The organism is Alkalihalobacterium elongatum, assembly GCF_019024285.1.
Taxonomy (GTDB): domain Bacteria; phylum Bacillota; class Bacilli; order Bacillales; family Bacillaceae_F; genus Alkalihalobacterium; species Alkalihalobacterium elongatum.
Genome location: NZ_WMKZ01000031.1, coordinates 1 through 25,099 on the forward strand (window position 1 = coordinate 1; position 25,099 = coordinate 25,099).

The 25,099-nt window shown below is 36.0% G+C and carries 27 protein-coding genes, 3 tRNA genes and 1 riboswitch; of the genes, 18 read left to right on the forward strand and 12 right to left on the reverse strand.

The annotated features are described in order from the left end of the window. From GKP30_RS20205 to GKP30_RS20220, 4 genes are all read left to right on the forward strand, one after another. Positions 1-76 (forward strand) — tRNA-Thr (locus GKP30_RS20205). A 35-nt stretch (positions 77-111) separates the two neighbouring features. After that, positions 112-187, forward strand: a tRNA-Lys gene (locus GKP30_RS20210). An 11-nt stretch (positions 188-198) separates the two neighbouring features. Further along, positions 199-282, forward strand: a tRNA-Leu gene (locus GKP30_RS20215). 393 nt (positions 283-675) lie between these two features. Beyond that, positions 676-972, forward strand: a complete 297-nt coding sequence (locus GKP30_RS20220; RefSeq protein ID WP_216831279.1) for a hypothetical protein — start codon at positions 676-678, stop codon at positions 970-972. Positions 973-1,018: 46 nt separating this feature from the next. Here GKP30_RS20220 and GKP30_RS20225 read toward each other — a convergent pair whose 3' ends face one another. The 3 genes from GKP30_RS20225 to GKP30_RS24060 form a co-directional block, all read right to left on the reverse strand. Then, positions 1,019-2,251, reverse strand: a complete 1,233-nt coding sequence (locus GKP30_RS20225; RefSeq protein ID WP_216831280.1) for a C40 family peptidase — start codon at positions 2,249-2,251, stop codon at positions 1,019-1,021. Between the two features lie 287 nt (positions 2,252-2,538). After that, positions 2,539-2,901: a globin family protein gene (locus tag GKP30_RS20230; RefSeq protein WP_216831281.1), complete on the reverse strand. Its 363-nt coding sequence runs from the start codon at positions 2,899-2,901 to the stop codon at positions 2,539-2,541. Continuing rightward, complete coding sequence (locus tag GKP30_RS24060; protein WP_216831282.1) at positions 2,901-3,242, reverse strand: hypothetical protein; 342 nt, start codon at positions 3,240-3,242, stop codon at positions 2,901-2,903. Before GKP30_RS24060 ends, GKP30_RS20230 begins: the two co-directional genes overlap by 1 nt. Before the next feature lie 312 nt (positions 3,243-3,554). Here GKP30_RS24060 and GKP30_RS20240 point away from each other — a divergent pair, with 312 nt between their 5' ends. Together GKP30_RS20240 and GKP30_RS20245 are read left to right on the forward strand one after the other, a co-directional pair. After that, entirely contained in the window at positions 3,555-4,751 is a 1,197-nt protein-coding gene (locus GKP30_RS20240) for an MFS transporter (RefSeq protein ID WP_216831283.1), read from the forward strand. A gap of 598 nt (positions 4,752-5,349) precedes the next feature. Beyond that, a complete protein-coding gene (locus GKP30_RS20245; protein ID WP_216831284.1) occupies positions 5,350-5,943 on the forward strand; it encodes a DNA-3-methyladenine glycosylase in 594 nt (197 codons plus the stop codon). Between the two features lie 103 nt (positions 5,944-6,046). Here the strand turns inward: GKP30_RS20245 and GKP30_RS20250 are convergent, their stop codons facing one another. The 3 genes from GKP30_RS20250 to GKP30_RS20260 form a co-directional block, all read right to left on the reverse strand. Then, a complete protein-coding gene (locus GKP30_RS20250; RefSeq protein ID WP_216831285.1) occupies positions 6,047-6,847 on the reverse strand; it encodes an FRG domain-containing protein in 801 nt (266 codons plus the stop codon). 101 nt (positions 6,848-6,948) lie between these two features. Then, on the reverse strand, positions 6,949-7,269 hold the full coding sequence (locus GKP30_RS20255; protein ID WP_216831286.1) for a DMT family transporter: 321 nt from the start codon (positions 7,267-7,269) through the stop codon (positions 6,949-6,951). Beyond that, positions 7,269-7,613 carry a DMT family transporter gene (locus tag GKP30_RS20260; RefSeq protein WP_216831287.1) on the reverse strand — a complete coding sequence of 115 codons (345 nt, stop codon included), beginning with the start codon at positions 7,611-7,613 and terminating at the stop codon, positions 7,269-7,271. The genes GKP30_RS20255 and GKP30_RS20260 overlap by 1 nt, the downstream gene beginning before the upstream one ends. A gap of 68 nt (positions 7,614-7,681) precedes the next feature. Continuing rightward, a riboswitch (guanidine-I (ykkC/yxkD leader) is annotated at positions 7,682-7,778 on the reverse strand. A 221-nt stretch (positions 7,779-7,999) separates the two neighbouring features. Between GKP30_RS20260 and GKP30_RS20265 the strand changes: the two genes are divergently transcribed. Beyond that, complete coding sequence (locus GKP30_RS20265; RefSeq protein ID WP_216831288.1) at positions 8,000-8,311, forward strand: hypothetical protein; 312 nt, start codon at positions 8,000-8,002, stop codon at positions 8,309-8,311. Between the two features lie 213 nt (positions 8,312-8,524). Continuing rightward, the gene (locus GKP30_RS20270; protein WP_216831289.1) at positions 8,525-9,166 is read left to right on the forward strand and encodes an MOSC domain-containing protein; all 642 of its coding nucleotides are present in this window, start codon (positions 8,525-8,527) and stop codon (positions 9,164-9,166) included. A gap of 452 nt (positions 9,167-9,618) precedes the next feature. On the opposite strand, the gene GKP30_RS20275 is transcribed toward GKP30_RS20270, so the two are convergent. The 3 genes from GKP30_RS20275 to fdhD all read right to left on the reverse strand — a co-directional run bounded on the left by GKP30_RS20275 (position 9,619) and on the right by fdhD (position 11,972). Further along, positions 9,619-9,849: a group-specific protein gene (locus GKP30_RS20275; protein WP_216831290.1), complete on the reverse strand. Its 231-nt coding sequence runs from the start codon at positions 9,847-9,849 to the stop codon at positions 9,619-9,621. A 76-nt stretch (positions 9,850-9,925) separates the two neighbouring features. After that, positions 9,926-10,948, reverse strand: a complete 1,023-nt coding sequence (gene moaA / locus GKP30_RS20280; protein ID WP_216831326.1) for a GTP 3',8-cyclase MoaA — start codon at positions 10,946-10,948, stop codon at positions 9,926-9,928. Positions 10,949-11,177: 229 nt separating this feature from the next. After that, positions 11,178-11,972 (reverse strand): formate dehydrogenase accessory sulfurtransferase FdhD, encoded by a 795-nt coding sequence (gene fdhD, locus GKP30_RS20285; RefSeq protein ID WP_216831291.1) that lies wholly within the window; start codon positions 11,970-11,972, stop codon positions 11,178-11,180. 421 nt (positions 11,973-12,393) lie between these two features. Here fdhD and GKP30_RS20290 point away from each other — a divergent pair, with 421 nt between their 5' ends. The 3 genes from GKP30_RS20290 to GKP30_RS20300 all read left to right on the forward strand — a co-directional run bounded on the left by GKP30_RS20290 (position 12,394) and on the right by GKP30_RS20300 (position 16,597). Next, on the forward strand, positions 12,394-13,659 hold the full coding sequence (locus tag GKP30_RS20290) for an L-lactate MFS transporter (protein ID WP_216831292.1): 1,266 nt from the start codon (positions 12,394-12,396) through the stop codon (positions 13,657-13,659). Positions 13,660-13,715: 56 nt separating this feature from the next. Further along, entirely contained in the window at positions 13,716-14,084 is a 369-nt protein-coding gene (locus tag GKP30_RS20295; protein ID WP_216831293.1) for a DUF2294 domain-containing protein, read from the forward strand. Between the two features lie 155 nt (positions 14,085-14,239). Then, positions 14,240-16,597, forward strand: coding sequence for an FdhF/YdeP family oxidoreductase (locus GKP30_RS20300; RefSeq protein WP_216831294.1), 2,358 nt, complete (start codon positions 14,240-14,242; stop codon positions 16,595-16,597). A 216-nt stretch (positions 16,598-16,813) separates the two neighbouring features. Here GKP30_RS20300 and moaC read toward each other — a convergent pair whose 3' ends face one another. Continuing rightward, on the reverse strand, positions 16,814-17,296 hold the full coding sequence (gene moaC, locus GKP30_RS20305) for a cyclic pyranopterin monophosphate synthase MoaC (protein ID WP_216831295.1): 483 nt from the start codon (positions 17,294-17,296) through the stop codon (positions 16,814-16,816). Positions 17,297-17,437: 141 nt separating this feature from the next. On the opposite strand from moaC, the gene GKP30_RS20310 reads away from it, so the two are divergent. The 7 genes from GKP30_RS20310 (at position 17,438) to moaD (ending at position 22,696) form a co-directional block, all read left to right on the forward strand. Then, positions 17,438-17,950 (forward strand): MogA/MoaB family molybdenum cofactor biosynthesis protein, encoded by a 513-nt coding sequence (locus GKP30_RS20310; protein ID WP_216831296.1) that lies wholly within the window; start codon positions 17,438-17,440, stop codon positions 17,948-17,950. A 219-nt stretch (positions 17,951-18,169) separates the two neighbouring features. Next, on the forward strand, positions 18,170-19,345 hold the full coding sequence (locus GKP30_RS20315; RefSeq protein ID WP_216831297.1) for an AimR family lysis-lysogeny pheromone receptor: 1,176 nt from the start codon (positions 18,170-18,172) through the stop codon (positions 19,343-19,345). Positions 19,346-19,526: 181 nt separating this feature from the next. Next, a complete protein-coding gene (locus tag GKP30_RS20320; protein ID WP_216831298.1) occupies positions 19,527-19,688 on the forward strand; it encodes a hypothetical protein in 162 nt (53 codons plus the stop codon). A 522-nt stretch (positions 19,689-20,210) separates the two neighbouring features. Continuing rightward, the gene (locus GKP30_RS20325) at positions 20,211-21,485 is read left to right on the forward strand and encodes a molybdopterin molybdotransferase MoeA (protein WP_216831299.1); all 1,275 of its coding nucleotides are present in this window, start codon (positions 20,211-20,213) and stop codon (positions 21,483-21,485) included. Next, a complete protein-coding gene (gene mobB / locus GKP30_RS20330; RefSeq protein ID WP_216831300.1) occupies positions 21,482-22,000 on the forward strand; it encodes a molybdopterin-guanine dinucleotide biosynthesis protein B in 519 nt (172 codons plus the stop codon). Before GKP30_RS20325 ends, mobB begins: the two co-directional genes overlap by 4 nt. Next, on the forward strand, positions 21,993-22,460 hold the full coding sequence (locus GKP30_RS20335; protein WP_216831301.1) for a molybdenum cofactor biosynthesis protein MoaE: 468 nt from the start codon (positions 21,993-21,995) through the stop codon (positions 22,458-22,460). The genes mobB and GKP30_RS20335 overlap by 8 nt, the downstream gene beginning before the upstream one ends. A gap of 2 nt (positions 22,461-22,462) precedes the next feature. Beyond that, the gene (gene moaD, locus GKP30_RS20340) at positions 22,463-22,696 is read left to right on the forward strand and encodes a molybdopterin converting factor subunit 1 (RefSeq protein ID WP_216831302.1); all 234 of its coding nucleotides are present in this window, start codon (positions 22,463-22,465) and stop codon (positions 22,694-22,696) included. 109 nt (positions 22,697-22,805) lie between these two features. Here the strand turns inward: moaD and GKP30_RS20345 are convergent, their stop codons facing one another. Continuing rightward, complete coding sequence (locus tag GKP30_RS20345; RefSeq protein ID WP_216831303.1) at positions 22,806-23,396, reverse strand: molybdenum cofactor guanylyltransferase; 591 nt, start codon at positions 23,394-23,396, stop codon at positions 22,806-22,808. A gap of 120 nt (positions 23,397-23,516) precedes the next feature. Beyond that, positions 23,517-24,812 (reverse strand): MFS transporter, encoded by a 1,296-nt coding sequence (locus GKP30_RS20350; protein WP_216831304.1) that lies wholly within the window; start codon positions 24,810-24,812, stop codon positions 23,517-23,519. Between the last annotated feature and the right edge of the window lie 287 nt (positions 24,813-25,099).

Genomic DNA, 25,099 nt, shown 5'->3' on the forward strand with positions numbered 1-25,099 from the left:
GCCGGTGTAGCTCAATTGGTAGAGCAACTGACTTGTAATCAGTAGGTTGGGGGTTCAAGTCCTCTCGCCGGCACCAGTTTTATTCATAAAATAAAGACTATAAAATTTTATGAGCCATTAGCTCAGTTGGTAGAGCATCTGACTTTTAATCAGAGGGTCGAAGGTTCGAATCCTTCATGGCTCACCATTAATAATAATGCGGGTGTGGCGGAATTGGCAGACGCGCTAGACTTAGGATCTAGTGTCTTTGACGTGGGGGTTCGAGTCCCTTCACCCGCACCATACATATTATAAAAAGCGAAGATCAACATCTGTTGTTCTTTTTTTTGTTTTTGATACTCATCATAAATATCTAAAGTTCGAAAAGAAAGGCAATGTTATTTAATACACTGTACGAACTAAAACTAATGGATGCTGTTTATGATGTAGTTGAGAAATAGCACAACAAGAGGAGAGCAATAGGGGACTATTTCAATATAAAATATAATGATACTAGTTTTTAACTTTTACTTACAAAGTTTATATCCTAGTACTAACTGCTGAATTGGACTATGTTGTCTGATTTAGCTTTTTTATATTTAGATTATTAATAAAATAACCGGTATGCAAGCTTCTAGAATTAGGGAATGATATTCAAGTAGCCAATACTATATAATTAAAAAGGAGAATCATTCAATGCAACAAAACCAACAGAATCAACAAGCGGCACAACAAGCACAGCAAGCTATCCAGCAAGCTCAACAAGCTGTTCAGCAAGCAACTCAGCAGGCTAATCCTCAAGTACTTCAACAGGCCCAGCAACAATTATTACTAGCGCAGCAACAAATCCAACAAGCTCAAAGTGGAGCGCAACCAGCTCAACAGCAACAGTACCAGCAGGCCCAGCAACAATTGCAACAGGCAGCACAACAAATCCAACAAGCGCAACAACAAAATCAACAAGCGCAACAACAAAATCAACAGCAGCAGTAAACAATAAAAGAGGGTAACTCTTAAATAAGAGCTACCCTTTGTTTAATTAATTTAAGACTCGACGTGCTTGTGTATGTTTTGAAGGATCATAAGAAGAAATCTTAACGACATCTCCAGTTTGAGGAGAGTGGATATACTGTCCATTGCCAATGTAGATCCCAACATGATGGATAGGGTTCCCTCTAAAGATTAAGTCTCCTGGTTGTACCTGACTAGGTGATACGGCCACTCCAACTGTAGCTTGTTGTCTAGAGGTTCTTGGCAAGTTAACACCAACTGAGCGGAATACATAAGAAGTGAAGCCAGAGCAATCAAATCCGCTAGGTGTTGTGCCACCCCATACATATGGGGTACCTAAGAATTGCTTACTATAATTAATAACCGCAGTAGCTTTATCCGAATTAACCGAACTAACTGTATTAGTAGAAGATGTATTGTTTGTAGTCTTCGTAGTTGTATTAGTAGGAGCTGGCGCTTGTTCAGTATTCGTGTTTGTGTTTGTTACTGCTGGTTGACTTTGAATAGATTGATTTCTTTGACTAACTTGCTCAACTTGATTTGCCTCCTGCTCTTGTGCTCGGGAGGCTAGAGCAGCTTGTTCTCTGGCAGCTTCCTCGGCTAAACGAGCCTCTTCTTCAGCTCTCCTTGCTGCCTCTTCAGCTAAGCGAATTTCCTCTTGTCGTTGCAGTTCTTTAACACGCTTTAGCTCTGTCATAACAGTAGCTTTATCTTTTTCCATTCCCTCTTGTTTCTTTTTAACTGTTTCTTTATCTTTTTCTAGCTGTTCTTGTTTCTGAACAAGGGAATCTTGTAAATTCATAAGATCATTTTCAGCACTTTGTAAGTTTTCTAGTAATCTTTGATCTTGTTCTATTACTTGCGAGATTAGTGTTACTCTTTCAAGTAGATCCCCAAAACCTTTTGATGATAGAATTACATCGATATAGGTTAGCATAGGGCTTTGTCCATTTTGTTGGATCGCACGAAGTCTATCAAAATAAATATCTTTTAAACTATCAAACTTTTCTTGTGCTTCATTAATCTGTTGTTGATTTTCTTCGATTTTTTGTTGTGCACTATTAATTTGGTTTGTTAATTCTTCAATTTTTACTATAGCTTCAATAATCTTGTTGTCAAACGTAAGTATTTTTGCTTCAAGCTCTTCTATTTGCGCGGGATATTCTGTAGGAGGATTAGCGTAGGATGTTGTTGGTGCCGCATTTAGAAGGGTTGCAGCTAATGCTGTTGCAATAACTACATGTGTTAACTTCCTCTTCATTCTATTACTCTCCTTTTATGTTTACCTTTCCTGCATTGGAAAGATTATGCTAAATACTAGTCTCCCAAATTTTAATATGTTTCATGTCTAATAACAATGAATTTTGCTAGAATGTAATATAATTGTTACATAAGAAATGATTTTGTCGTTTTTTAGGTGTATTTTTACCAAATGATTGAACTTTATTTACTTTCGGTTACTTAATGAATAACAGACTAACGAATTAACTATAACAAAAAAGATGCTTAAAGCAGTATTGATTGCTAAGCATCTTTTCTTCTAATGAATTATTCGCTTGATTTTGCTTCTAAAACATCAATGGCTTCATCTAATACTTCGGTATAGAATGTTTCAACGTCTGGATCTATTAAACCATGCAATTCTTCCTTTAACCATTGAAAGTTCTCTAATACTAATGTAGTGCTGACATTCCTCGATGTAAGAACTTCATTTAACCAGAGTGAATAATCAATAAAAACTTTTTTATTTTTTAATTTCCACGCAGTATCTAAATATTGAAGGTGATAGAAGTTATCTTCTCGCGTACGTTTCCTTCCATTTTCTCCGAATTTGTCAACTAACGTTGGGTACTTTTCATAAAACTTTTTTACTATTTCATTTACGATTTTTTCTTTAACAGTTAAGTCCATTATGTAGCTACCACCTTAAATCGTTTAACTATTGGTTTTATTGAAGCTAGTTCATAATTAGGATATTTTTTTTCGAGTTCATGTATCTGTTTAAAATTATGTGTTTGGCAGCTTGAGTTGAATAGATTTATTCGTCTGTCAATGCGCCGTAAAACACTATTTTGCTTATAAAGGGAAAAGTCTATATTACACTTATCTTTTACGAGCTTATAGATTTTTACTAATTCATCTTCTGCCAATTCAATTTTTTTATAAGTACTATATTTTGAAATAAATTTAGCCATTTCAGTAGGTGATAATATATAGTTTACGATACCAGTTTCCTTAGCACTTCGAGGCATGCAATCTAACTTTTTAATATTAGTATAAAAGTAATAGTATTAAAAAGTTTTCACTCCCCCATAGTAGTACTTTAATAATTTTCAATAAAGTAACATAAAATAATAAAGAAACATCCTTTTTAATTATTTCAATATATTTATATAAAAAGAAGAGCTAATAATTGAAATTAAATGAGTGGTTCAGATTAGCGGAGGTATCTATAGGAGCAGCATACTATAATAACCTTAAAATAAATAGCAGTGTAGGCTACTATCTTGTATCTTAATTCTACTAGATATATATGAGGTGAATTTCATGAGAGGTGAAAACATATGAATGTCACTAAAGTAGATCATATTATCTTTATCCTAGTAACCGTTATGTATTGGTTTACGATTTATAGTTATGTTCCTATATTAACGGCTTACCTAGATTTTTTAGGGGCTACATACATGTTTATTGGTATTGTAGTAGGAAGTTACGGCTTGTTACAAATGCTCATCCGTCTTCCACTAGGAATATATTCTGATGTCATAAAACGTCGAAGGCCATTTATAATTTTAGGAATTGCAATAGGGAGTATGAGTTGCTTTGGGTTTATACTCACAGACCATTTAGGATGGACGTTGCTTTTTCGAGCTTTAGCTGGAGTGAGTGCTTCCACCTGGGTTGCTTTTACGGTATTGTATGCAAGCTACTTCTCTAGGGAAGAAATTACGAAAGCAATGGGTTGGATTAGTGTGACAATGGTTCTTGGCCAGTTGGTCAGTATGGTTTTTAGTGGGATAGTTGTTGATAAATTTGGTTGGATGGTGCCTTTTTGGATTGGTGGAATAGCAGGAATTGTTGGATTGGTATTATGTTTTTGGTTAAAGGAAGAAAAAGAAAATGTTTCGAGAGAGCCTATAAAGATTATAGAATTAGTTGCGATTATTAAGGAACCTGTATTAATTAAGGTGACATTCCTATCGGTTCTAGCCTATAGTATAATCTTTATTACGATCTTTGGATTTTCTCCAAATTATGCGCTTGAGCTGGGTGCTTCAACAGTTGGTTTAAGTTATTTGGTAATTATTTTTGTCGTTCCACATGCGCTTGCTGCTATTATTGTTGGGAAATGGTTAATCCCACGAATAGGAAATTGGGCAACATTATTTCTTGGTTTTTTAGTAAGCGCTTTAATGACAGGGACAATACCTTTTATTACTTCATTCGGTTTGTTACTCCTGACACAAGCTGTTAATGGTTTCGCATTAGGTCTAGTGCTGCCATTACTTCTAGGGATGTCTATTGAATCCGTGGCGGACGAGAAAAGGGCTACGGCAATGGGGTTCTATCAAGCAGTTTATGCAGTAGGCATGTTTGTAGGACCTTTAGTAGCTGGTATTTTGAATTCAGCCTATGACCTTGCTGCGGGTTTTTATTTCGGAGGGGTAATTGGTATGGTCGGAGTTCTTTTAGTAGTTGTCTGGAAGCGTACGGAAGAAAGTAATCTTAATAGGAAAGCAGAACCTGCTGCGTTAGATTGATTAAGGGGTGGTAGAAGTGTTAGTGTTAAAAACCAAGAGAAGGATGAACTTGGTTTTTGGTAGACGAAGGTAAGGACGGTGCTTTGGGCTTCTTTACTAAGCATGGCTTAGTAAAAGGAATTAAATATTTAAATCAAACTCCCATGAAGTGGGAATAGTGCAGGTTTAGTCTCCTCGAAAAACTCTTTTCTAAAAGTCCCCACTTATCTATGAAAAAAGTTAAGTGGGGATTTAAAAGTTAACTTACTCCTTTATATTTAACCTCCCATTTTATTCTCCATTTATTTCGCCTTTCAATTCGGTTCCCTTTATAAAGGTGCTTGTACTTTTTCCAATGTGTTTTCCATTCGTTTCGACGTTTTGTTCTCATTTTTTAGTCTTCCCTTCTGTCATTTCTTGTGTCCTTTATTAATTTCAACCTTTATTGCGCTTTCCCTTTGACTGCGATTGTCTGTTAACGTCTAATTTTGCGGATTTGTCTTAGGTTAGAATAAATCGAGTTAGAATTTGCTAGAATGTGATGTATATGTATAGTGAAAAAAGAGAGGATGGGTCAGAAAAGAGGGATTAACGTTTAATTGTAGCGAGGTGAATTATTATGTTTGTACCAGTACAAGCCTCTTTTTTTCAGCAAAAGACTCTTGATTTATCGAGGAAATTACTAGGAAAATTACTAGTGAAAGAAACAGAGAAAGGGGTCGCCACAGGCTGGATCGTTGAAACTGAAGCATATATTGGCCCAGGTGATCAAGCAGCACATAGTTTTAATAACCGTCGCACGAAGCGAACAGAGGTTATGTTTGGTCCATCTGGCTATGTGTATACATATGTTATGCATACTCATTGTCTAGTCAATATAGTAAGTGGTGAGGTAGAACATCCCGAAGCAGTTTTAATCCGAGCCCTAGAGCCACACACTGGGATAGAGCTCATGTATAAAAGGCGTGGAAAGGTAAAAAAAGAGTACGATTTAACGAATGGACCAGGAAAATTAACGAAAGCACTCGGAATTGTGAAGGAGGACTATGGACGACCGTTTTTTAAGCCTCCTTTATTTATAGCGGAAGGCAAAGAAATTCCAATAGAACAAATCAGCGCTGGACCAAGAGTGGGAATAGACAATAGCGGTGAAGCAAAGCATTATCCTTGGCGTTTCTACATAAATGGAAACCGTTATGTAAGTAAGAAGTGAGAAGTAAGAAGTGTGGTGCATGCGGTATATGGTGTGCAGTGCGGCGCGGTGTGAGGTGCCAGGCACCTTTAATGCTTTGTTGTGTTAAAGGTGCCTGGCACCGTTATAGCAGGATGTGGAGCTTAAGTGAGCGGCAGAAGCCTTCGAGGCCAGGGTAAATGGTTTCGTGGGTAATATTCATTTGAGCTAGTTTGTACCAATAATCTTGTAGATTTTTTTTATTGAAGATGAGTTTATACGTCACGTCTTTTCCGTTAAGTTTATTGTTTTTAATGTTATAAACTTTTAAAATATCGTCCATCGTTTTATTTATAACGCTTGGAACGAGAAACAGTCCTTGTTGAATTCGAAGTCGTTCATTTTTTTGGTATGGATCGTAACGAAAAATGAATAATTCTGATATGGTTTCGGGAGAAAATATCGCTCTTTTGTAATGATCGTATTTATCCCCATAACGATCGTTATCGAATTCTTCAAGTTCCTTTACATTTAATGCATAAATACTAAAGTTATCCTCTGCGCCATCTAAGGCAAAAAAAGCTGCAATGTATGGAGATCGTGTCCAATCCAATAGTCGTGTAGGTGTCCCGTAATCTTGCATTACAGACAACGGCTCAAGCCGAAAATTAACCCATTCTTTCTCATTTTCTTTACTAGGCACCTGAAATTCTAGGGAAGAATACAAATGAGCAGAGGAGTAAAATTCGTTAACCATTTTATTTTCGATAGTGACGCAATTTTCGTTCGTTGGCTGTTCAATCACTTTCTGAATTTCTCGGTACAAGGAAGACTGTAAATCCCAAACTGAATTTCTTTGGCCTCGAAAAATCCACTCATTATAATGTAAGTGAGAAATTACATCATTAAACTCATGCCAGCTTTCAATTTTTATCTCTTTCCACATACGCACCTCCAAGAAAGTGAAAGTAATATAAGATAAATGAATATCGAATAAAACTTATTTTGTTCCTAGAAGTTGAAATACATGCAATAACGTACTGGGAATTACACTGGAGATACTAACTTTAATCCTATCGTTGCACCAATAATGATGAAAATGAAAAGAACACGATAGAAATTTTTAGGTTCCCCGTAAAATACAATCGCAAGGATGGCTCCTCCAGCTGCACCAATTCCAGTCCAAATAGCATAGGCTGTAGACATTGGTAATGTTTGCATAGCTAGTGCTAAAAATAAAAAGCTTCCTCCAAATGCACTAAATAGATATACCAAGGATTGCCAATTACGGTCTTTATGCAATTTGTAAATCATTACGACACCAACCATTTCAGAAATTCCAGCTATGAAAAGGTAAATCCAGGCCATTATGCTTCGTCCCCTTTATCAACAGCAACTTCTGGAGTTACAACTTTAAGTCCAATAACACCGAACAGCAAAAGTGAAATCAGTAAAATTTTTATAGTATGAACTGGTTCATTGAAAATGAGAATGTCAGCAATTATGGTCCCAACCGTCCCTAAGCCGACGAAAACCGCATATACTGTTCCTACGGGAAGTTTTTTCCCAGCCATAATCATTAAGTAGAAGCTAACAAAGACAGCGATAGCAGTGCCAATCCACGTCCATACATTATAGGAATGTTTTAAACCGATTACCCATAATACCTCAAATCCTGCTGCAATAAAAACACTCCACCAAACTTTTTGCATACAAATAGACACCTCTAATCTAATAAGCTTTCAAAGTAAAAAGCCCGAGAAGATATTAACAATTAATATCCTCCCGGGCTTTTGTCCCTCCGTGAACACAGCTAAGCTGTGCGTTTTCTCTTGGACCAGACCAGTAGTAGCTGCGGAACCCTAGAAAACCTCTTGATTTAATTAATTGTTATCTTAACGTAGGATTGCTCTTTTGTAAAGTAGATGAAATATCCAGCGGTTGGATATAAAGCTTCAATTTTTTAAATATTAAGGTTTTTTTTTTGATAATTTTTCAGCGTGTATTCGTGATGTGTCCTTTAAATTGTATATGTCATTAACTTGAAAGGTAATACTAAAATACAAAAACTGTATGTTTAATACAGTAGGAGGATAAAATGCCACGTAAAACTAAACCTCTTGAAGAGGATACAGAAGAAGTAGTTTCAAATGAAGATGAGAAGATAGATGAAGTTGATAATCTTACTCGCTTGTTAGCGGCAGTATTGAACTATCTGTCAGATGATGAAGTTGAGGAAATTGATATAGAATACTTGTTTAATCATACAGAAGGTTTAAAAGACTGGTGGGAACAATATCGTGAAAGTAACAGAAAAGTTATTGAGGAAGACATCAAGAATTCTCTTAGTGAACTATCGTTGAAGGAACTTGAAAGCATTCATGAAAGAATAAAAGAAAAAGATAAGTGATCTTTGACTGTGTAACTTATTATCAGGGTATGAAAGAGTGTTGTGTAGTAGCGTTTTGATGCGCAGCGTATACCCTAGTTTTAGTTTAGAGTGTATATGTATGGATTTGATTTTGGGGAAGAGCCGTGCTGTTCCAGTAGAAGTAGTACGAATTACATAGGGTAGTCTAGATATGGTAAAATAATGAAAAAAAGCAAATAGGAGTGTTACAATATGTCGATGAGTTGCATGTCCATTCAAGTAGGAAAGCCTAAGACTGTTAGTCATAACGGTAAAGATCTATTGACGGGGATTTATAAAACCAAAGTTCAAGGTTCTGTATTTATTGGAAAACTAAATGTCGAAGGCGATGGACAAGCCGATCTGAAAAATCATGGTGGAAAAGATAAGGCCGTTTGTGTCTATCCTTATGAGCATTATGAATACTGGCAGGAAAGTCTTAATCGAGAGTTGACTAATGGTGCATTTGGGGAGAATTTAACTGTCAGTGGAATGTTAGAAAAAGATGTATGTATTGGGGATACGTATAAGGTTGGAGATGTTGTTGTTCAAGTCAGTCAACCGCGTCAACCTTGCTTCAAATTGGCGAAGAGAAATGAGGTAGATGATCTAGTTGTTCGAGTACAAGATACGGGGTTTACTGGATACTATTTTCGTGTGTTAGAAGAAGGCTTTGTTGAAGAAGATGATACGATAGAATTAATAGAACGGCATCCAAATCAAGTTAGTATTGAGTTTGCAAATACAATAATGTTTAAAGAAAAGGATAATCTTGAAGGAATAATGGCAATTCTAGCGGTGGAAGAGCTTTCCGAAAGCTGGAGAGATACATTGCAAAAACGCTTAAATTCATAAAAAATTCTAAGGGAACGGGATGAGTTTCATGTATGTGGTTCTTTTTTGTGATACTACTTGATTAATTTGGTATAAATTTTGGCCTTATTTATAAAACTTTTAGTTCTAAAAGGCTTGTGGGGAACTATTTTTTCATTTTCTAATAAAAAGTAGTTTGATTTATACGAAAGCAGGGTAATGTTATATTACGTTATAAAACAGTAAAGACGATAACTTCCTAGATCCACCTATAAATAAATCAATAGTGAATTAGGAATGGGAGGTAAGAGTAGTGTTATTTAAAGTACGAGAATGGAGACGCTTATCGAAAAAAGAACAATTACTAATATTGTATGGGCTTGTTTCTTTAAACGGAAAGAGAAAGCAAGAAGCTTAAAAAATCCATGATACACATAGAAGCTCTAAAAAGAGGTTGACCTAATAAATAGATCAACCTCTTTTTACGTTGTTCGTTATTGCTGAATAAGCATATTTAACTTTTCATTTCGTTCCTGTTGTTCCTCTTTTGATGCAAGATCGTATTTCTTTAATAAGTGAAATAATTCATTGAGTTGAGCTTGAGTAAGAGGTTTAGCTAAAAATTGTTCAGTAGCCTCGCTAAGCTCAGTAGGTAAAAATGCTTTTTGATCTGCTAATTTCTTTTGCACATCCTCCAATGGATGATCCAATTTGCATGAACTCATAATATTCACTCCTTCTTTAGGATGGTGCCAGGCACCTTTAGTACTTTACAGTAATAGTAGTGCCTGACACCACTTATTAACCACCGATGTGGGACATTTCGATTTTTTTTCGCTTGTGTTTTAGTTGGCTACGGTCAACGGAATATTGGTCTTTGCGACCTTGCCAAATTTCTTTTATGTGTTTCAACACTTCTTCGTCAGAGAATGGAGACCGAACAATATCCCTTAAGTCGTGGCCACTCGAAGAAAACAGGCATGTGTAAAGCTTTCCTTCTGCTGATATGCGAGCGCGGTTACAGCTTTTACAAAATGCATCTGTGACCGATGAAATAACGCCAATCTCATCTGTTGAACCAACATAGCGATACCGGGTTGCTACTTCGCCGACATAGTTAGGCTCCATTGGTTCAAGTGGCATTACTTCATTAATATCTTCAATAATTTGTTTTTTTGAATAGACGTCATCAAGACGCCACTCATTTGTGTTGCCGACATCCATGAATTCAATAAACCTTAGAATGTGGCCTTGTTCCCGGAAAAATTTAGCCATGGGAACAACTTCTTTTTCGTTCATACCACGCTTAACGACCATATTAACTTTAACCTTTAGTCCTGCTTCTTTTGCAGATTCAATTCCATCAAGGACAGCTTTCACTGAAACACCTCGACCATTAATTTTACCGAATAATTCGTCGTTTAACGAGTCTAAACTAATAGAAACTCTCGCTAATCCAGCCTTTTTTAAAGCTTCTGCATATTTGGGTAGCAGTACACCGTTCGTTGTCATTGCAATGTCATCGACGCCATCAATTGTATTAATTTTTTCAATAAGTTGAGGAAGGTCTTTGCGCATTAAAGGTTCTCCACCAGTGATCCTAATTTTCTTTACGCCAAGAGAGATCACGAATAGTCTAGTTAACCGTTCAATTTCCTCAAAAGATAAAATTTCATGCCGTTCTAAAAATGGATAGTCGGGTCCAAACAGTTCGGCAGGCATGCAATACGTACAGCGAAAGTTACATTTATCTGTCACTGAAATCCGTAAATCTCGCAATGGCCGTTTTAATTGGTCATAGACACTTTGGCTTTTACTCACGATAGCAGCCTCCTCTACAAATAAATGAAAGTAATAAAATAGATTAACTCTACTTTTAATAAATAAAATGTCTTATTTGAGCCAAGTACATAAGATAAGTTTATACGTTGAGTAGCTAAATTTTATATAATATAGTATAGGTTGTCAGAGATGTCTGCTTCTAACGTATTAGCATAAAGTCGCTTGACCTATTATACGTAATCCTGAAAAGGAAAACAATTTGCACCCTTTCTTACGCTTCTTCAACGATCCGATGATGGTGTGAGTAGACGTTAAAAGAATTGCCACGGATAAAACCAACGGCTGTTATATTTAAATCTTGTGCAAGTTTAATTGCTAAATCAGTTGGAGCAGATTTTGAAAGGATTATACCGACACCAATCTTTGCGGCTTTTGTTAATACTTCTGAAGAAATTCTCCCACTAAAAACAAGGATTTTATCCCGCACTGGAATTCGATTTATTAAACAGTGCCCAAAAAGTTTATCGAGTGCATTATGACGTCCGATATCTGACCGATCGACAATAATGTCATTAGGATCACAAATAGCAGCGTTATGAACACCGCCTGTTGATTGGAAGACAACACTGTTCTGTTGCATTTTTCTCATCAGATTTAAGCATTGTTTACCTGTAATTGTAGTAGTAGACGTCGAAGTTTTCGCTGTTCTAACATCATTATGAAAATAAAACTGTCTACTCTTTCCACAGCACGAGCCGATAAACCGCTTTGAATAATATTGTTGACTTGTTATTTGATTTGCATGCAAATCAACGTAAGCAAAGCCTTTACTTACATCGATGTTCATATTTTTTACATCGTCTTTTGTACGAATTAAACCTTCAGAGGCTAGAAATCCTATTACCATTTCATCAAAATGAGCGGGGCTACATACCATCGTTGCAAATTCTTCATTATTAACATAAATCGTCAACGGATATTCACTAACGATTTCGTCTTCTGTATGGTTGAGTCGGCCGTTTTCGTATTTAACGATTGGCCATTGTGTACTCATTTGTCCGTCCATAACGTTCCACCCCAAGTCAGTTTCTTAATTACTAAACAATATAAACACATTCTTATCTATTAGACAAGTTAAATGTATTACCATTTTTCTATGAAAATGTCATCAGTTTACTATTAAGTTTTTTTGATAATTATTATAAAAAGTGTTGAAAATATAAAGGAATCGGGTTATATTATAACTGTTCAAAAATCTGTAACATTTAAGGTCCGAGATAGCGACCCTGTCATCGATTTAAATGTTTACAAGATAAACGCGAATTATGTTGGTCATAAAGTAGAGTTCCTGCTTGCTACTAACCGTCGCTGTATACTTACTATGGTTGAAATGTTTGTGTGTGAAAACGTTTTCGATCAAAACGTAAGGTACAAGCGTCGGTTTTATTTTTGTCCAAAATAGATGAGAGAACGAAAGGAAGATGAAAGTGGGAAAGACAAAAAATCGTTGGTTAATCGCTTTAGCCGCGGTAGGAATACATATTTCTATCGGTTCGGTTTATGCGTGGAGTGTATTCACAAATCCGCTACAAGAACAATTCGGATGGAGTTTAAGCGCAATTTCTTTAACATTTAGTATTGCTATTTTATTTTTAGGATTATCAGCAGCATTTATGGGACACTTCGTAGAAAAGCATGGACCTCGTAAATCTGGCCTTGTTTCGGCAACATTCTTTGGAATTGGTTTAATCGGTGCCGGATTAGCGATTAATATGGAAAGTTTAACAATGTTTTATATAACGTATGGAGCTTTAGGTGGTATTGGATTAGGTGTCGGGTATATTACACCAGTTTCAACTCTCGTAAAATGGTTCCCTGATCGTCGGGGTCTTGCAACAGGTCTTGCAATTATGGGATTTGGATTTGCAGCGATGATTGCCAGTCCGATCATGGCAAACTTAATTGGATCAGTTGGTATAGCGAATACGTTCTTTGTTTTAGGAGCTGTTTATTTCGTCATTATGACGGCTTCAGCCTTGTATCTTGAGCGCCCGCCAGAAGGCTGGATGCCAGAAGGATTTAAACAACAAGTCGCTTCAGGTGCTAAAAAGCCAGCAGCTGACTTATCACAGTTGACTGCAAACGAAGCAATTAAAACAAAACGCTTCTACTATTTATGGGTTATGTTATTTATCAATGTAACATGTGGTATCGCAGTTCTTTCTGTCGCATCTCCAATGGCACAAGAAATTGCGGGTCTATCAGCGGCAGCGGCAGCAACAATGGTAGGTTTAATGGGATTATTTAATGGGATCGGCCGTCTCGGTTGGGCATCGATTTCTGATTACATTGGAAGACCAAATGTTTACACAGCATTCTTCGCTATTCAAATCGTAACATTCTTATTATTACCGAGTATTACACATGCAATTTTATTCCAAGTTGTACTATTTTTAATCTTAACTTGTTATGGTGGTGGGTTTGCTTCTATACCTGCTTATATTGGTGATCTTTTTGGAACAAAGCAGCTTGGAGCCATCCACGGATACATTTTAACAGCATGGGCTGCTGCTGGACTAGCTGGTCCGATCATTGCATCTTATGTACGTGAAACGACAAATAGTTATGCAGGAACACTATATATCTTTGCAGCGATGTTTGTTGCAGCATTAGCTGTATCTTTAATTATTCGTCTTGATATTAAGAGACTGAGAGAACAACAAAACAGAGCTGAAAACAAGCTGGCGAGTTGACAATTAAAGTTCAGAAGACTACTCTTTTAGTAGAACAATTAAAAGGGTTGACGTTAATGAACAAATATGAAGCTGAATTTAGTAATTTAGTACGTTCTTTTCGAAAAAAACATATGGGGAAAGGCCCTAGCAAAATCAATACAAAGTTTTGTAAAAACTGGGCGATTTGCGAGATGGAAGGAAACCTTTCTCCAATTGAAAAATTTATTGCAACAGCGGACGAAGGCAAGCAAATGCTACGTGCTGCTAGAACAGAGATGGTCAAAGAAATGTATCGTAAAAACCCGCCTGCTGAGATGGAAGAGTTTCTACAATGTAATTTTGTCGAACTCTTTGTTGATATTAATATTGAAAAAGATTTAGGCATGTCCATCTTTGTATTTGATGAAGATATAGAAGAAAAATTTTGTAAACCGAATAGCTAGGTTTGGTACTTAGCAGCGATCCTGCAGAAGACTCAACCACCGACTTACCATTTCATCAAAGAAATAGGAATTTCGGTGGTTTTTTATTTCTAAAATACTGACAATTTAAATAAGTAATAAATAACAGGTTATGTGAGAATTAAGGAGTGTTAATTATGGGAAAAACAAAACATCCAGGACCTATGAAGAAAGCAAAAATGCCAGATCCAAGTCTTTGGGTAAGTCCAGTTCCTTTTGGATTAGGTAAAATAAAACCAAAACATATTAGAGATTCAATCAAAGTTGCTTGGGATAATAAAGATAACTTAGGTTATGCCTCTAGAATTATTTCAAAAGGAGTTTGTGATGGCTGTGCCCTTGGAGTGGCTGGGTTATATGACCAAACTTTAACGGGGCCTCATCTTTGTACTACACGTCTAAACGTTCTACGATTAAATACAATGCCAGCTATCAAAGAAGAAATTTTACACGCTGATATTGATGAATTAAAAAAATACGACAGCACGGAACTTCGTAAGTTAGGCAGAATTCCATATCCATTAATCCGAAGAAAAGGAGAGAGAAAGTTTTCACGCTTAACTTGGGATGACGCTATGGATATGATTGCGGGCAAGATGAAAAAATTAAATCCGAAACAGTATGCGTTCTATTTAACTTCACGTGGTATTACTAATGAGTCGTATTATGTAGCGGGTAAAGTAGCGCGTTTCTTAGGAGCAAATAATATTGATAATGCATCACGTATATGTCACTCACCGAGTAAAACGGCTTTAAAGCGTTCGATTGGAGTAGGAGCATCTACTGTAAACTATCAAGATTGGATTGGGACAGATGTTCTTTTATTCTGGGGAAGTGTAGCATCTAACGCTTCACCTGTATCTTCTAAATATATGTTAGAAGCGAAGAAAAGAGGAACGAAGATTATTGTAATCAATCCATATCGAGAGCCAGCGATGGAAAATTACTGGATTCCTTCGAATGTAGAATCAGCACTTTTTGGAACGAAACTTGCTGATGATTTCTATCAAGTCAACATCGGTGGAGATATTGCGTTCATGCATGGTATTATGAAGCATTGGTTCGAGATGGAAGAAACAGCACACGGTTCTGCAATTAACCATGAGTTTGTTGAAAAGCACGTGAATGGTTATGAAGAGTTAAAAGCAAATGTTGTAGCACAAAACTGGGATGAAATCGTTAAGTCTTCTGGTATTTCAAAAGAGAGAATTATAGAATTAGCTGAGTTACTTGCAAAAAGTAAGAATGCAGTATTTGCTTGGGCACTCGGTTTAACAATGCATTCGTTTGCAACAGATAACATTTCACAAGTAGCTAACCTTGCATTATTACGTGGGTACTTAGGGCGAAAACATGCTGGTTTAATGCCATTCCGTGGTCACTCTAGTGTACAAGGTAGTGGCGAAATGGGAGCTGATCCATTCGTATTACCTGGTGGAGATTTTTACGGTGAAAATATTGAACGTATCGAAAAGCTATGGGGCTTTACACTTCCGAAATGGCAAGGGGACACGGTTGGTATCACACTTGAAAATATCGTTCTCCCAGAAGGTCACGAACGAAAAGTAAGGTTATATTACATGTCTGGTGGTAACTTCTTAGAGACAATGCCTGATCCTCATTTTGTTGAGAAAGCTTTATCAGAGCTCGAAATCCGTGTCCACCAAGATATTATCTTAAATACTTCAACGCTTATAGATGCTAAAGAAGCTGTTATCGTATTACCTGCAAAAACACGTTATGAGCAAGAAGGTGGCGGGACTTCAACATCTACAGAGCGAATGGTATACTTCTCTCCTGAAATTGAAGGAAACAAAAATAGAATTGAAGAAGCACGTACAGAGTGGAAGATTTATATTGATCTAGCTAAACGTGTAAACCCGATGATGGCCCATTTAGTAGATTTTAAAGATGCTGATGATGTTCGTGCTGAAATTGCAAAAGCAAACCCAAGTTATGAAGGGGTACAGCATCTGAAAAAACAAGGTGATGTGTTCCAATGGGGTGGCGCTTGGTTATGTGAAGATGGAATTTGTCCTACTCCAGATGGAAAAGGAAATTTAATCCCTGTCGAAATCCCTGATCTTGGTATGAAAAAAGGCCAATATTTGTTAACGACTCGCCGTGGAAAACAGTTCAACTCAATGGTATATAGCACAAAAGATTCATTTAATAATGCGGAAAGATACGATGTATTAATGAATGCTGAAGATGCAAAAGAATTACGAGTTACTGAAGGTGAAGGTGTTGTCGTTTATAACGGATTCGGGGTATTCCAAGGAAGAGCTAAATTCGTAGATATCGCTCGTGGAAACGTTGAAGTTCACTTCCCTGAAGGAAACTTCTTACTTCCAAGAGGACGTTATGAAAAATACGCTCGTATTCCTGATTACAACATCGCTGTCTCTGTTGAAAAAGCAGACCGCTTTAATGCTCGAAAAGATCGTAAATATTTAGAGAAGCCGATCGAAGACTTAGAAACTACTGTCGGTTAATATAATAAAAGAAAGAGATTTAGCTGCTGTGCTAAATCTCTTTTTTTAGGTGTGTACTTAGGGTAATCCTATTCTAGTACTAAGCGAGAGGCACGCATAGTCAAGATTGTTAGAAAAAGCAAGAAGTTATCCCGAACTTCAAGACGGGAGTGAAAAAGTAACAGCCCAGACTTAAAACATCTTTACTTCAGCAAATAAAATGCTCTCTCTTCTATTTTATCTTTTGAAATCGCCACTTTTTCCTCCAGATTTTTGTACAAGGTACGTCTGACCAATAATCATACCTTTATCTACTGCTTTACACATATCGTAAACGGTTAATGCTGTAGCGGAGGCTGCGGTTAATGCTTCCATTTCAACCCCAGTTTTTCCTGTCGTTTTAACAGTCGCTTCAATATGTAATTCGTAGTGATCAGGATCTTTTGTTTCCCATTGAAACGATATATCTACACCTGTTAATTGTAAAGGGTGACACATCGGGATCAAGTCAGATGTGTTTTTTGCTGCTATAACGCCAGCAACTTGAGCTACAGCTAAAACATCGCCCTTTTTAAAGGTTCCTTCAATTATTTTTGTATAGATTTCTTGATTTACTTTTATACTTGAATGAGCGATAGCTATTCTTGATGTGATTTCCTTTTCAGAGATGTCGACCATTTTAGCGCGCCCTTGTTCATTGAAATGGGTAAGTTTACTCATATGATTTCCTCCTTAAATAACTGTTACAATTTTAACATGAATGATCATTGAAATGCTAAATTTCAAAGGGTGTAATTATGTAATTTTATTCGACTTTGATATAATTTTATAAATAAACTAATTAGAGAGAGGGTACCTTATTTGTCTACAATTGAACATAAAAAAGAAGCGCCTAAATCAGTAAAATGTATGATCATTACGGTTTCTGATACAAGAACACTAGAAACTGATAAAAGTGGTGAGTTAATTAAATCATTACTGGAAGAAAATAACCATGTTATAACAGAGTACCAAATAGTAAAGGATGAATATGTAGGAATTCAAGCACTGCTTAAACATGCAGAAACTCGGGCCGATATTGATGCAGTACTAATAAATGGTGGTACAGGAATTGCGTTACGTGATACTACATATGAGGCAGTTAAAGACCTATTACAAAAAGAGATGCCTGGCTTTGGGGAGATTTTTCGTTATTTAAGCTATGCAGAAGATATTGGGACAGCTGCGATATTAAGTCGTGCGGTTGCAGGTGTATACGGTTCAAAAGCGGTTTTTTCAATGCCTGGATCCTCGGGGGCGGTAAAACTAGCTATGAATCGAATTATAATTCCTGAATTAGGCCATGTAATTCGAGAAATTCGCAAAGACCTCTAATGCTTCATTTATTCTAGGTAAATGATATACTGGTCATTTAATAAGGTAAGGAATTCTGTTCAACTATATTATTTAAATAGGAAGAAAATTTATAATTAATTCTGAATTACAACATTGCATATATAGTTCAATTCATCTATAAGGATTAACTAAACGGTACTTTTTGTGTTATAATTAGAACTATCTATTCAATATTAATGAGGGGTACCTCTTTTGTAATTGGATGAAAGGGTTCAATTAAATATGTTAAAGCAAATGCTTAAGAATAAAATAGAGTTAGAAAAAGGACTCGTTAATAAGTTAGTCAATATTTCTGGCCTGAAGAGCAGGTCTTCCTTATATAAATTCCTTAATGAGAAAGACCGGGAGTTAGATAATTTTGAAGGCTTACTGGACATGGTACGTTTTACTTTTCCTCAACAAGAATTTGAAATTATGGATACCTACTTACGGGACGTTAATCCTAACGGTAAGACCGCTAGATTGAGCCTCGAATATGCTTCGGTTAATCGCTTTAATGAATTAAAAATGTTCATGATTGAGAAGTTGAAAGACTGTCAAAATGCTGTTAGTCGGGAATGGGCAAAGACGTATGAGATTGATCAGCAGGTAATGGATGGTCAGCTCTCACCAAATGAAGCAAATATAATGTATGATGAGTTGACTTTAAAAACGCAAGAAATGAAGGTAGTATCAAAAGTATTTATGATATATAATTATTTTGATATGAATATGATTGATAGATGTCAACAGGTTGCTACATTTTTAGAAGATGGAATAGCACAAATCAAAAAGTATTCGTTTTTAAGGAAGTCTTTACTTTGTCGAATTGGTCTTATTAATATGCATATTGGAAGTCGCGATGAAGCTATAAGGAACGGAAATTTAGTGTTCGATAATGCAGTTAGTGAACTTACAAAAGCCGTAGCCTATCATAACATTAGTATTGTTTATATTAGTGAAAGTTACGATGTTGCGTATTCTTATTTAACCAAAGCACTTGAAATTTATAAAAAGCATAATTCATCAAACATAAGTAGTACGAAACAGACGATTAATTTTCTACAAAATTATTGGCATAAGGAGCCAGGGTTTCTAGATTTTACATCAAATGAAACTTTTGATTTACATGAAATTGCTTTTTACTATATTCAAAAAAATCAGAACGATAATGCAGTAGCAATATTAGATAAGATAAATCTTGAAAAGGAGTCACACTTTTCAAAAGGTTTTCATTATTTTTACCGTGGCTTGATCTCACAACGGCGTGAGGATTTTTTTCAGTCGGTTATTGAATTTAAATATGCAAATCAAAAAATGTATTGTCACTTTCCTTTACTAGAGCTAAGGAAGCTAGGGGAAGATGAGTTGACTCTGAAGGTACTAGAAATTTAAAGATAAGTAATATGAATGACACTTTCTTAATAGAAAGTGTCATTCGTCATTTATCGACAAGTTTCCCGATTTTGATTTTTGAAAATCGGGAAACAAGCAAGTATATTTGACAGACTTAGACATATATTTGTATGGGGGATACAACTTAGAGTGTCTTCAAATATTTAGGGGAGCTGGAAATATGAAGATAGGGACAAAAGTAAAATACAAAGATAAGGTATATACTATTTTTTGGATCTATGAAAGTGGTTATTGCGAGATCCAAGAGGAAGATTATTTTCAAGTGGTTTTAGCTGAATTATCCGAACTAGAATTGATGGATCAGACGAATTCCTTTAAATAGCATATAGTAATTTACCTTTAGTTATAGGTGCTAATATTAAACCCAAGGGTGATTAAGGTGCCTAGTCGTCTTCACATGTTACGGACAATGAGACAGTTTGAGGATATCGTTATGGCCAGACAAATAAATCTGCTACTAAAAAATTTAATAGTTGATATGATTATATTGTTTAGTAAGTTATGTTTTTTAGTAAGGTAAAAATTAATATAAACAGCCTTTAATATCTAGTTACGGTCCAATAGAAAAAATTATAGAACAGAGTCAATAAGGAAAACATCACTAAAAAGAGCCAGTGACACCCTTCAAAAACATAGAAGCTTTCTCTTTAAATTAGTCATTTACTTTTAAATTAAAACTTCATTAAACGACATGTATATATTAAGTTAGAAGCACGTTACATCATTATTAATGATGAAGCGTTTGGTGTATAATGTTAATGTCGAAATATAATAGTCATACAAGGCTAGTATTATATAACGAAGAAATTTAGATATTATTGTTGTTCTTAGGGAGGATATGTCATTGGTAGAAAGAAGAACTCCGATACCTGTAAAAGATGCAGTAAATAAAATAATGGACCTCGTAAAGAGAAGTGGAGAAATTGAATATGTTGCGATTGAAGAATGTCTAGGACGTTATTTAGGACAGCCACTAAAAGCCGATCACGATGTGCCACCGTTTAATCGCTCTCCGTATGATGGTTTTGCGCTCCGAAGCGAAGACACGAAAGCTGCTAGTTCAGAACAACCAGTTACTATAGAGGTAATAGAAGAAATTGGTGCTGGAACAGTTGCTATAGCAAGCCTTAAACAAAATCAAGCTATTCGTATTATGACAGGGGCGCAAATTCCAAATGGAGCGGATGCTGTCATTATGCTTGAGCTCGTTAAAGAAGTACAAAAAGACGAGAAAACATACATACAAGTAAAACGAAAAGTAGCCGCTGGCGATAATATTTCTAGACAAGGTGAAGACGTTCAAAATAGTGCAGTGTTACTTGATAAAGGAACAAAAATTAACGAGGGAACGGTCGCATTGCTAGCTACATTCGGTTATGCAAAGGTTCCAGTTTTTAAAAAGCCAGTTGTTGGAATTATTGCTACGGGATCAGAACTATTGGAAGTTGATCAAGCGTTAGAACCAGGAAAAATTAGAAACAGTAATGGGTATATGATCGCGGCTCAAATTCAAAAAGTAGGTGCAGAACCTAAATTTTTTGGGAAACTAGCGGACGATTTTGATACATGTTATCAAAAGATTAAACAAACATTAGCTGAAGTCGATGTTTTAGTAACAACTGGTGGTGTATCAGTAGGTGATTTTGATCATCTACCAGGAATTTACAAGAAACTAGAGGCGGAAATCCTGTTTAATAAAATAGCGATGCGTCCAGGTAGTGTAACAACGGTTGCGGTGAAAGACGGCAAGTTCTTATTTGGGCTTTCAGGTAACCCATCAGCTTGTTTTGTTGGCTTTGAACTTTTTGTCCGACCAGCTATTCTTAGTTTATTTGAGACAGATCGTGTACATTTGCAAAAAGAGCAGGCTATACTTGATAAAGACTTTCCAAAGCCAAACCCCTTTACTCGGTTTGTAAGAAGCAAAGTGTCGATTGAAAAAGGGAAGTTAGTAGTAGCACCAGTTGGATTAGATAAATCAGGTGTTGTTTCTTCTATCGCTTATGCGAACGCACTACTCATGCTTCCAGGTGGTACAAGAGGGTTTGAGCGGGGGATGGAAGTGGATGTTCTCCTTTTAAATGGAGAAGGTAGTGCCTCGCTTTGGGGAGAGCAATGAAAATAATTCAAGTGGCAGGCTTCAGTAATTCTGGGAAAACAACTTTAATCGAAAAATTAGTTGTCAGACTACAAAATGAAGACATACGAGTCTCAGTTATTAAACATCATGGACATGAAAATCGATTAGCTACACTAGATAATGGGAAAGACTCAGCGAGGTTTCGTGAAGCTGGTGCACAAGGAACTACTGTTGTTGCTGGAAATACAGTACAAATTCATTTTAATAATGAAAACAAGTGGTCGGTAGATGATGCTCTTAGGCTTCAACAGTTTATTAATATAGATGTCGTTATTATCGAAGGGTTTAAGACAGAACCGTTTCCTAAAGTTGTCATTATAAGAAGAGATGATGACCTCCAGTTACTGAAACAACTCGAAAATATTCAAGCTGTGTTATTGTGGGATAACATTAAACTAACCACTCAATTAAAGGTTCCAACCTTTTTATTAGATGATATTGATGTTTTTTTTAATTGGTTTATGAACAATGTATTGGAGGAAAATGATGAGTGAGCAACTATTTGAGATAATAAAAGAACCAATTTCAATTGAGACGATCGTGAATAAAGTAGTTGACCGTAATGCAGGAGCTATTAATACTTTTATTGGCACTGTTAGAGAGATGACAGGAGAGAAGAAAACTGTATATCTGCGTTATGATGCATATGAAACGATGGCAGTAAAAAAGCTTGCACAAATCGGTGATGAAATTCAAGAAAAGTGGCCGCAAGCAAAAGTAGCTATTACTCATCGAATTGGTGATTTAGAAATTACTGATATTGCTGTTGTTATAGCAGTTTCGACTCCTCATCGTGCAGACTCCTATGAAGCTAGTCGGTATGCGATTGAAAGAATTAAAGAAATTGTACCGATTTGGAAGAAGGAGCATTGGGAAGACGGTCAAGAATGGGTCGGCGATCAATTAGAAAAAGTAAAATATGAAACAGGTAAGCCTGACATTAAAGAGGTGTAGCAATGAAGGTTTTGTTATTTGCACAATTAGAGGAAGTAGTCGGTAAAAGGGAAATAGAAATACAAAGTGAACCAATAACGGTACTACAATTAAAAGAGATGTTATTAGAAAAATACCCGAATTTACGGTCATTAGATAGTACAATTGTGGCGGTTAATGAAGATTATGTTAAAAATGATACTCTCCTAAAAGAAAACGACGTTGTTGCATTTATTCCGCCAGTGAGTGGTGGGTAATCACTTGCAACCAAATAAAAAAAAAGTCGCACGAATTTCTCTGTAGCGACTTTTTTGTTTGGTTTTTTTATATTTTGCCCCATTGCAAACTGAAAAAGTTCAAATCGTATTAGTTTTGGTTCATATCTTCTTTTGTATTAATATTTCGAAATGCCTCATGATTGTTAAAGCTTTCTTCCTCGATAAAGACCGTTTCAACTGCTTGAAATAACATCCCCATCTTTAATTGGTTTTCTTTTAGGTTTTTTTCAATAGTAGAAAGGCACCGTCGATTGTATACAGCAATTAATGGTTGGTTTCTACCAGCCACTTTAGGTATGAATGCATCTTTTTTTGGATGAATTTTGGTATACGATACCAACCGCTTGATTACATGTTCTGTAATATATGGAGTGTCACAAGGGAGAATTACATACCACTCTGCATGAACTAATTTCATAGCAGTATATATACCTGCTAACGGTCCAAAACCACGAAATTTTTCTTCATCTAATACAACTCTATATGAAGTATGGTCTTGCATTTGTTTAATCAGTTGTGGCTGACTAACAATAATGATATCATCCGCGTTTTTTTTCAATGCATCAAGACTGTATTGAAAAAATGGTTGTCCGTCCAGCTGATAGAAAGCTTTCGGTTCACCAAAACGGCGTGATTCGCCCCCTGCTAGTAATACACCTACGATATGATGAGCATTCATTGGTCATCCTCCTATTTCTTCTATATTTAATTATTTCATAGAAGAGGGGAATTTACTATGATCTAGGCTAAAAAGCCCCTCCATTATAATTATTGGAAGGGCTTAGTAATGGGCTAAATGTTAACATTTAACTTCTGCATTTTTTCTTGAGTAGAAGTACCAGTTGATAACCAAGCTGATTACGTAGTAACCGATAAAGATAAATAGAGCTAAGTTTGCATATCCAGTTGTATCAATTGACCAACCGAAGATTTTTGGAATAAAGAATGCACCGTATGCTGCAAATGCAGCAATTAAACCTAGTACAGGTGCAGCAAATTTTTCTTCAAAAATGAATGGTACCATTCGGAAAGTAGATCCATTTGCAATTCCAGTTCCAGCAAATAGTACTAAGAATGAAATTAAGAACCCAGTAAAATTATTAATATTCAAGAAGTAAATGACACTTGATGTTGCCAGTATCATCGCGACAATCGTCCAAAATGTTACCTTTGCACCACTATTCACTTTATCAGAAAGCCAACCACCGAATGGACGGATAGAAGCACCAACTAATGCACCTAAGAAAGCAAACTTCATAACATCGATTTCCGGGAACTCAGAGCGGATTAATAATGGAAATGCTGCAGCAAACCCGATAAATGAACCAAAGCACATAACATAAAGCCAAGTCATAATCCACATATGTTTCATTTTTAGAACAGAAAGTTGACTCTTAATGCTTGGTTTTGCTACAGGTAGTTCATCCATAAAGAAAAACGTAACAATAACAGAAGCGACAATCGGTATTACCCAAATAAATGCTGCATTTTGAATGTAAACGACGCTGCCATCTGCTAAAGTTTGGCCGCCTCCAGTTAGAGCACCAATAAATCCTAAACCGATTACGATTGGAGTTAAGAACTGAACTACACTAACTCCTAAGTTTCCAATACCAACGTTAATTCCATTAGCTGTACCTTTTGCTTTTTTAGGATAATATGGGTTTAGAGTAGCTGTTGAAGACGCTAAGTTACCTCCACCAAGTCCACACAAAGCAGCAAGGATGACCATTGTAGTAAAACTTGTTTCAGGGTTTTGAACGGCAAACCCAATTCCGATTGCAGGAATTAAAAGAACAACAGTTGTAAGTAATGTCGTTTTCTTACCACCGATTAATCCCGGCATAAAAGTATAGAATAATCGTAATGTTGCCCCAGTTAATCCAGGTAAAGCAGCTAACGTAAATAATTGACTGCTAGTAAAATTAAAGCCCACATCATTTAATCGAACAGCTGTAACTGACCATAATTGCCATACACAGAAGGCTAAGATTAAGGAAAATACGGATATTAATAAGTTCTTCCTTGCTATTTTCTTACCTTCGCTTTCCCAAAAACTCTCATTTTCTGGCTCCCATTTCGTAATTTTCGCCATGATCTATTCCCCCAAATACTTTTGTTTAGTTTTTCACATCGATGTTCTTTACAAAACTGATGATACAACCAAACAAAAAAGTTGAGTGTGATTTTTTTCACAGGAAATAAAAAAGGTTGAGCCTTATTATCCCCATATAAAAATAAATAGAGGTGAGGTTCGTAGCCGCTATATAGTAGAAAGAACGAAGATAACCTATTAAATAAGCGCTAGAAATCCCTATTATAAAAATATAAAAAAGTTAGTTATTACAAATTCATGAACAAAACTTTTTCACAAATTAGTAA

What these genes read in the sequence shown, in the direction of transcription:
- GKP30_RS20220 (WP_216831279.1), top strand. Translation starts at nt 676, where the DNA reads ATGCAACAAAACCAACAGAATCAACAAGCGGCACAACAAGCACAGCAA.
- GKP30_RS20225 (WP_216831280.1), bottom strand. Translation starts at nt 2,251, where the DNA reads ATGAAGAGGAAGTTAACACATGTAGTTATTGCAACAGCATTAGCTGCA.
- GKP30_RS20230 (WP_216831281.1), bottom strand. Translation starts at nt 2,901, where the DNA reads ATGGACTTAACTGTTAAAGAAAAAATCGTAAATGAAATAGTAAAAAAG.
- GKP30_RS24060 (WP_216831282.1), bottom strand. Translation starts at nt 3,242, where the DNA reads ATGCCTCGAAGTGCTAAGGAAACTGGTATCGTAAACTATATATTATCA.
- GKP30_RS20240 (WP_216831283.1), top strand. Translation starts at nt 3,555, where the DNA reads ATGAATGTCACTAAAGTAGATCATATTATCTTTATCCTAGTAACCGTT.
- GKP30_RS20245 (WP_216831284.1), top strand. Translation starts at nt 5,350, where the DNA reads ATGTTTGTACCAGTACAAGCCTCTTTTTTTCAGCAAAAGACTCTTGAT.
- GKP30_RS20250 (WP_216831285.1), bottom strand. Translation starts at nt 6,847, where the DNA reads ATGTGGAAAGAGATAAAAATTGAAAGCTGGCATGAGTTTAATGATGTA.
- GKP30_RS20255 (WP_216831286.1), bottom strand. Translation starts at nt 7,269, where the DNA reads ATGGCCTGGATTTACCTTTTCATAGCTGGAATTTCTGAAATGGTTGGT.
- GKP30_RS20260 (WP_216831287.1), bottom strand. Translation starts at nt 7,613, where the DNA reads ATGCAAAAAGTTTGGTGGAGTGTTTTTATTGCAGCAGGATTTGAGGTA.
- GKP30_RS20265 (WP_216831288.1), top strand. Translation starts at nt 8,000, where the DNA reads ATGCCACGTAAAACTAAACCTCTTGAAGAGGATACAGAAGAAGTAGTT.
- GKP30_RS20270 (WP_216831289.1), top strand. Translation starts at nt 8,525, where the DNA reads ATGTCGATGAGTTGCATGTCCATTCAAGTAGGAAAGCCTAAGACTGTT.
- GKP30_RS20275 (WP_216831290.1), bottom strand. Translation starts at nt 9,849, where the DNA reads ATGAGTTCATGCAAATTGGATCATCCATTGGAGGATGTGCAAAAGAAA.
- fdhD (WP_216831291.1), bottom strand. Translation starts at nt 11,972, where the DNA reads ATGGACGGACAAATGAGTACACAATGGCCAATCGTTAAATACGAAAAC.
- GKP30_RS20295 (WP_216831293.1), top strand. Translation starts at nt 13,716, where the DNA reads ATGAACAAATATGAAGCTGAATTTAGTAATTTAGTACGTTCTTTTCGA.
- GKP30_RS20300 (WP_216831294.1), top strand. Translation starts at nt 14,240, where the DNA reads ATGGGAAAAACAAAACATCCAGGACCTATGAAGAAAGCAAAAATGCCA.
- moaC (WP_216831295.1), bottom strand. Translation starts at nt 17,296, where the DNA reads ATGAGTAAACTTACCCATTTCAATGAACAAGGGCGCGCTAAAATGGTC.
- GKP30_RS20320 (WP_216831298.1), top strand. Translation starts at nt 19,527, where the DNA reads ATGAAGATAGGGACAAAAGTAAAATACAAAGATAAGGTATATACTATT.
- mobB (WP_216831300.1), top strand. Translation starts at nt 21,482, where the DNA reads ATGAAAATAATTCAAGTGGCAGGCTTCAGTAATTCTGGGAAAACAACT.
- GKP30_RS20335 (WP_216831301.1), top strand. Translation starts at nt 21,993, where the DNA reads ATGAGTGAGCAACTATTTGAGATAATAAAAGAACCAATTTCAATTGAG.
- moaD (WP_216831302.1), top strand. Translation starts at nt 22,463, where the DNA reads ATGAAGGTTTTGTTATTTGCACAATTAGAGGAAGTAGTCGGTAAAAGG.
- GKP30_RS20345 (WP_216831303.1), bottom strand. Translation starts at nt 23,396, where the DNA reads ATGAATGCTCATCATATCGTAGGTGTATTACTAGCAGGGGGCGAATCA.
- GKP30_RS20350 (WP_216831304.1), bottom strand. Translation starts at nt 24,812, where the DNA reads ATGGCGAAAATTACGAAATGGGAGCCAGAAAATGAGAGTTTTTGGGAA.